Origin of the sequence: Pseudomonas sp. HMWF021 (genome assembly GCF_003061005.1) — a bacterium.
In the GTDB taxonomy this organism is placed as follows: domain Bacteria; phylum Pseudomonadota; class Gammaproteobacteria; order Pseudomonadales; family Pseudomonadaceae; genus Aquipseudomonas.
On record NZ_QAIK01000051.1, the window covers coordinates 1 to 6659 of the forward strand.

At 61.0% G+C, this 6659-nt stretch carries 5 protein-coding genes and 1 pseudogene; 2 read left to right on the forward strand and 4 right to left on the reverse strand.

Annotation, left to right across the window (positions count from 1 at the left end; translation table 11 throughout):
- From DBR18_RS06420 to DBR18_RS06435, 4 genes are all read right to left on the reverse strand, one after another.
- Positions 1–1865, reverse strand: a 1865-nt coding sequence (locus tag DBR18_RS06420; RefSeq protein WP_108589707.1) for an MFS transporter, incomplete at its 3' end; no start/stop codon positions are given.
- A 97-nt stretch (positions 1866–1962) separates the two neighbouring features.
- Positions 1963–3114 (reverse strand): TDT family transporter, encoded by a 1152-nt coding sequence (locus tag DBR18_RS06425; RefSeq protein ID WP_108589708.1) that lies wholly within the window; start codon positions 3112–3114, stop codon positions 1963–1965.
- 105 nt (positions 3115–3219) lie between these two features.
- Positions 3220–3531 (reverse strand): cupin domain-containing protein, encoded by a 312-nt coding sequence (locus tag DBR18_RS06430; protein ID WP_108589709.1) that lies wholly within the window; start codon positions 3529–3531, stop codon positions 3220–3222.
- A 52-nt stretch (positions 3532–3583) separates the two neighbouring features.
- Complete coding sequence (locus tag DBR18_RS06435; protein WP_108589710.1) at positions 3584–4771, reverse strand: MFS transporter; 1188 nt, start codon at positions 4769–4771, stop codon at positions 3584–3586.
- A 91-nt stretch (positions 4772–4862) separates the two neighbouring features.
- Here DBR18_RS06435 and DBR18_RS06440 point away from each other — a divergent pair, with 91 nt between their 5' ends.
- Positions 4863–5405: a TetR/AcrR family transcriptional regulator gene (locus DBR18_RS06440; protein WP_108589711.1), complete on the forward strand. Its 543-nt coding sequence runs from the start codon at positions 4863–4865 to the stop codon at positions 5403–5405.
- Between the two features lie 247 nt (positions 5406–5652).
- Positions 5653–6659: pseudogene (locus DBR18_RS28860) on the forward strand (hybrid sensor histidine kinase/response regulator); the annotation flags it as partial.

Below are 6659 nucleotides of genomic sequence, written 5' to 3' on the forward strand. Positions count from 1 at the left end.
GCCCCGCGCAACGCCCCCACCAACCCCTGCAACTTCGCCGGCTCCGCCGCTTCCACCGCCACTGCCGAACCCGCCACCAACGTCACCCGCGACCACAACCGCTTGAACAACCCCTTGTCCGGATCGCGGCTGAAGAAACTCCCCCACAACCCCTGCAACGCCAGCGGAATCACCGGCACCGGGGTTTCTTCGAGAATCCGTGTCAGGCCGCCCTTGAACTCGTTGATCTCGCCATCGGTGGTCAACTTGCCCTCGGGGAAAATGCACACCAGCTCACCGTCCTTCAGATACTGGGCAATCCGGGTGAAGGCCTTTTCGTAGATCTGGATGTCTTCGTTACGTCCGGCAATCGGAATCGTCCCCGCCGTGCGGAAGATGAAGTTCAGCACCGGCAGGTTGTAGATCTTGTAGTACATGACAAAGCGAATCGGCCGACGAACCGCGCCGCCAATCAGCAGCGCATCGACGAACGATACGTGGTTGCACACCAGCAACGCCGCGCCCTCGTCCGGGATCGCTTCGAGATTACGGTGCTCGACACGGTACATGGAATGGCTGAGCAGCCAGATCATGAAACGCATGCTGAACTCGGGGACGATCTTGAAGATGTAGGCGTTGACGCCGATGTTCAGCAGCGACACCACCAGGAACAGCTGCGGAATCGACAGCTTGACCACACTCAGCAACACAATCGAAACGATCGCCGAGACCACCATGAACAGGGCGTTGAGAATGTTGTTGGCGGCAATCACCCGCGCCCGCTCGTTCTCGGCGGTGCGCGACTGGATCAAGGCGTACAGCGGCACAATATAGAAACCGCCAAAAATGCCAAGGCCGAGGATGTCGACCAGCACCGCCCAGGTATGCGCAAAGCCCAGCACTTCAATCCAGCTGTGGCCGGTGACACTTTCCGGGATACCGCCAGAGTGCCACCACAGCAGCAGGCCAAACACGGTCAGACCGAACGAACCGAATGGCACCAGGCCGATCTCGACCTTGCGCCCGGAGAGTTTCTCGCAAAGCATCGACCCCAGCGCAATACCCACCGAGAACACGGTGAGAATCAGGGTGACCACGGTTTCGTCGCCGTGCATCCATTCCTTGGCGTAGGCCGGGATCTGCGTCAGGTAAATCGCCCCGACAAACCAGAACCACGAGTTGCCGACAATCGAGCGCGACACCGCCGGCGTCTGGCCCAGACCGAGTTTCAGCGTGGCCCAGGACTGGCTGAAGATGTTCCAGTTCAGGCGCATTTCCGGCGAGGCCGCCGCCGCGCGGGGAATGCTGCGGCTGGCGAGATAACCCAGTACGGCAATGCCGACAATCGCGGTCGACACCAGCGGCGCGTAATGGGTCGAGGACATGATGATCCCGGCGCCGATGGTCCCGGCAAGGATCGCCAGGAACGTGCCCATCTCCACCAGCCCGTTGCCGCCGACCAGTTCATCCTCGCGCAGCGCTTGCGGCAGGATCGAATACTTCACCGGCCCGAACAGCGCCGAATGGGTGCCCATGGCGAACAGCGCCACCAGCATCAGCGACAGGTGATCGAACAGGAAACCGATCGATCCGACGGCCATGATCGCGATTTCTGCGAGTTTGATCAGACGGATCAGCGCGTCCTTGGCGAATTTTTCCCCGAACTGCCCGGCCAGCGCCGAGAACAGGAAGAACGGCAGGATGAACAGCAGCGCACACAGGTTGACCCAGATCGAACGGTCACCCTCGATGGTCAGCCGATACAGAATGGCGAGGATCAGCGACTGCTTGAACACGTTGTCGTTGAACGCGCCCAGCGACTGCGTGATGAAAAACGGCAGGAAGCGCCGGGTGCGAAGCAGGTTGAACTGTGAGGGGTGACTCATCTTCCGTGTTTCCCTGAGGTCGGTAGAGAATGGCCTGGATCTGCTTATTGGAATCCCGATCCGCGATCCAGGCCACACATTACCTAAACTTTTCAGGTTATTTCTTCAACCCTGCAATACAAGGTGAGACAAACAGCTCACCGCGCCACGCGCCTTGCACGGTGCGTTTACCGACGATCAGCCACATCACCGCCAGCAACGTCACCAGCACACAGCCCACCACACTGAAAAAACCGAGGTTCAGCGTACTGGCGAGCTTGAGGGTCGCCAGCGAATACACACCCAACGGGAAGGTAAAGCCCCACCAGCCAAGGTTGAACGGAATGCCATCACGCAGATAACGCGCGGTGATCAGCAGCGCCATCAACATCCACCACAAACCGAAACCCCACAGGGTGATGCCGGCGACCAGTCCAAGGCCTGCAGCAATTTCCCCGATGCCCGGCAGGCCGTTGGCCGCGAAGATTGCCGGTGCATCAGCGCCCAGCAGCAACATGCCCAATGCGCCGGTGCCGATCGGGCCGAGGGCCAGCCAGCTTGAGGCGGCCATGTTTTCGTGGGGCAGTTTGTGCAGCGCCATACGCAGCAACAGAATGGTCAGAATGCTGAACGCCACGGGCAGGGAAAATGCCCAGAGTACGTAGCTGGTGGTCAGCACCACCAGTTGCGCGTGGGCATCGGCCAGATGCGGCGCGAGCAGACCGCCGCTGGCCGCCGCCACTTCTGCGGCCACCACTGGCAACAGCCAGACCGCGGTCATCTGATCGATGCTGTGTTCCTGGCGGGTAAACATCATGTAGGGAATCAAAACGCCGCAGGCCAGCGACATGGCCACGTCGAGCCACCACAGCATTTCGGCAAGATGAATCACCCCATCGCCCCAGCGTGGCAGGCCGAACAGCAGAAAGCCGTTGATGATGGTCGCCAACCCCATGGGAATGGTGCCGAAGAACATCGATACGGTGGAATGACCGAAGATCCGCCGCGCTTCATCGAAGAAGAGAACCCAGCGCGCGGCATAGGCGAAGGTAAACAGGGTGAACAACAGAATGTTGAACAACCACAAACCCTCGGCCACCGCGTGCAAGCCGGGAATCGCCACCGGCAACTGAGCCAGCGCCAGGGCGAGCACGCCGGTGCCCATGGTTGCGGCGAACCAGTTCGGGGTGAACTGACGGATCACTTCACGCGGATGCTGAAGTTGGCGGAACGGCTTGATGCCGGGTTTGGCAATGTTGGGGCAAGTCATCATGAACTCCTGTCCTCAGGTGAGGTTGAGTCCATGGTAGAACCGAATCGAATATCTATATAACGGGTAATTTCTCTATCTGTTATCTACTTTGCAGATAAGCGTCTAGACACTGCCTTCGCTTTCGATCACCAGAATCCGCGCCGCGCCCTTCGGATGCGCCACGTGCTCGGTGCCGACCGAGGCGTAAAAGATGTCACCAACCTCAAGCAACACCTGCTTTTCTTCACCCTGTTCGCGATAGTGCATCTGCACTTGACCGTCGAGCACCACGAACACTTCCTCGCCGTCGTTGATGTGCCATTTGTACGGCTGATCGGTCCAGTGCAGACGCGTGGTGATGCCGTTCATGTTGGCGATGTCGAGCGCACCCCAGGCACGCTCGGCGGTGAAGGACTTGCTGCGGATAATCTTCATGTGTCGATCCGTGAAAAGAAGGGCCGGTCAAAGGTAACTGAATCCGCCGCGCTTATGGAGCGCTGCACACCTTGGCCGCTTGTGGCCGCAGGCTGAGCAGCAACGCGGAGACAGCCAGAACGATCAGCGCCACACCGTAACCATCGGTGGTCGTCAGCAAGCCGTAGGTGAGGGTCAAATGCCCGGCCAGTAACGCCGGCAGGCAGAACGCCAGATAACTGAGCGCGTAATAGGCCGACATCAGCCCGGCCCGCTCATGCGCCAAGGCCAGCGGCACCAGGCTGCGCACCGCCCCAAGAAACCCTGAACCAAAGCCGCAACCGGCGACCAGCGTGCCGAGGAAAAACAGCGCCAGGCTGGCGCTGTGCACGCCGAGCAGAATCAAAAGCACACCCATCGGCAGCAGACTCGCCCCCAGTTGCAAGGCACGGGTTGCAAGCTTGTTGCGCAAGGTGAAAATCATCAGCGCCCCGGTCACGGTCAACGCCGAAACGGTGGCGCCTCCAATCAAATTGGAAGTCGAACCGGTGGCAGTGCGCACCAGTGACGGCGCCAACGAGGCAAAAAAGCCGCCGAGCGCCCAGGTAGCCGTGTTCAGCGGCAGCACGCGCCACAAGGTCGAACGCGCCCGAACCGGAACATGCAGCGTCGGCCGCAGCGAAGCCCAGGCCCCGGCTTGCGGCGTGACGCTTTCCGGCAGACGGCAGACATACACCGCCTGCAACACAAACAGCGCCAGCAACAGCCAGTAGGTCAGTTGCAGCGGTGCCGGGGCGAATTCGGCCAGCAAGCCACAGCCCATGCTGCCCAGCGCCATACCGAGCAACGGTGCGACGCTGTTGATCAGCGGCCCTTGCTGGCGGTCGGTGTCTAGCAATGTCGCACTCAACACCGCCGTGGCCATGCCAGTGGCAAAACCTTGCAGCACCCGGGCGCTGATCAGCCAGGCCACGCTGTCGGCATGGATGAACAGCAGCATCGCCAGCGCATTGAGCAGCACCGCGCTGAAGATCACCGGTTTGCGCCCCAAATGATCGGACAAAGAACCCACCGTCAGCAGCGCCACCAGCAGACTCAGGGCGTAGACGCCGAAAATCAGGGTCAACACCGCTGCCGAGAAATGCAGTTGATCCTGATACAGGTGATACAGCGGTGTCGGCGCCGTGGACGCGGCGAGAAAACTCAGTAAGGTGATCGCCAGAAAAATCAGGCTGCCACGGTTGGAAACAAGGCTGGTCATGGGCACACTCCGCAAAAGCTAATTTTTTGCTTTTGCGGAGTGTGCTCTCGGTTTTGGCTTAAAGCAAATTCTTTGTGTTAAGGTCTGGCGCATGGCTATTAAAGAAGGTTTACGCCCGGGCGGACGCAGTGCCCGGGTGCAAGAGTCGATTCATTCGGCAGTCCGCGCACTTTTGCAAGAACAGGAGCGCAGCACGGTGACCGTCCCGCAAATCGCGGCGCGGGCCGGGGTCACGCCGTCGACCATCTATCGGCGCTGGGGTGATCTGGCGGCGTTGCTCGCGGACGTCGCCCTCGCCCGCATGCGCCCCGACAGCGAACCGGCGGTGACTGGTGACCTGCGCGGTGATATCCGCGCCTGGGCCGAGCAGTATCTGGACGAGATGAGTTCGGAGCCTGGGCGCAACATGATGCGCGATGTGCAGGCCAGCGCCACGCCGGGGTACTGCGTGACAATTCTTGGCGCGCAGTTGCAAACCATCATCGAACGCCACCCTGACGAGCCGGCGCCGAGTGTTGATCGGCTGATCAATCTGGTGGTGGCGCCGGTGGTGTTCCGGATTCTGTTTTCGGCGGCGGCGCTGGAGGTGGATGAGCTGCATCGGTTGATTGATATCGCGCTGAAACAGGACTGACGCTATCGCTGGCAAGCCAGCTCCCACAGGGTCTGTGATGTTCACAAAATCTGTGCCCACTGGAGATACTTGTGGGAGCTGGCTTGCCAGCGATGGGGCCTGAACAGTCACCCCAAAAACCACCCGGTTTCAAACCTGCGACACCCCGCCACGCCACGACCTTGGTCGACACTGACTAACCGCCACACTCATGCGAGACTGTCCGTCCGGGCAGGACTGCCGGGGAGTCTTTTGTCGGGAGTGTTGCATGTCGTTGTCCACCGGGCTGATCGCCGCCGTCGCCCTGGCCTATATGGCCATCATGTTCGCCATCGCCTTCTACGGCGACCGTCGCAGCGCGCCGTTGCCGCCGCGGATGCGCGCGTGGGTGTACAGCCTGTCGCTGGCGGTTTACTGCACCAGCTGGACGTTCTTCGGCGCGGTCGGTCAGGCGGCCGAGCAGCTCTGGTCATTCCTGCCGATCTACCTCGGGCCGATCCTGTTGCTGCTGGGCGCGCCGTGGGTCTTGCAGAAAATGGTGATGATCAGCAAGCAGGAGAACATCACCTCGATTGCCGACTTCATCGCCGCGCGCTACGGCAAATCGCAATCGCTGGCGGTGGTGGTCGCGCTGATCTGTCTGGTTGGCGTCCTGCCCTACATCGCCCTGCAACTCAAAGGCATCGTCCTCGGCGTGAACCTGCTGATCGGCGCGGGGGCCGACGCCATGGGCACCCGCGCCCAGGACACCGCGCTGATCGTGTCGCTGGTGCTGGCGCTGTTCACCATCGTCTTCGGCACGCGCAACCTCGACGCCACCGAGCACCACCGCGGCATGGTGCTGGCGATTGCGTTTGAATCGCTGGTCAAGCTGTTCGCCTTTCTCGCCGTTGGCGCCTTCGTCACTTTTGGCCTGTACGACGGTTTCGACGACCTGTTCAACCAGGCAATGCTCGCACCACGGCTTGAGCAATACTGGAAAGAAACCATCAACTGGCCGTCGATGGTGGTACAGACCGGGGTGGCGATGATGGCGATCATCTGCCTGCCGCGACAGTTTCACGTCACCGTGGTGGAAAACATCGACCCGCAGGATCTGCGCCTGGCCAAGTGGGTGTTCCCGGCGTATCTGGCGCTGGCCGCGCTGTTCGTGGTGCCGATCGCCCTCGCCGGGCAGATGATGCTGCCGAGCCACGTTTTACCCGACTCGTTCGTGATCAGCCTGCCGCTAGCCCAGGCCCATCCGGCCCTGGCGCTGCTGGCGTTCATCGGCGG

What these genes read in the sequence shown, in the direction of transcription:
- DBR18_RS06430 (WP_108589709.1), bottom strand. Translation starts at nt 3,531, where the DNA reads ATGAAGATTATCCGCAGCAAGTCCTTCACCGCCGAGCGTGCCTGGGGT.
- DBR18_RS06435 (WP_108589710.1), bottom strand. Translation starts at nt 4,771, where the DNA reads ATGACCAGCCTTGTTTCCAACCGTGGCAGCCTGATTTTTCTGGCGATC.
- DBR18_RS06425 (WP_108589708.1), bottom strand. Translation starts at nt 3,114, where the DNA reads ATGACTTGCCCCAACATTGCCAAACCCGGCATCAAGCCGTTCCGCCAA.
- DBR18_RS06440 (WP_108589711.1), top strand. Translation starts at nt 4,863, where the DNA reads ATGGCTATTAAAGAAGGTTTACGCCCGGGCGGACGCAGTGCCCGGGTG.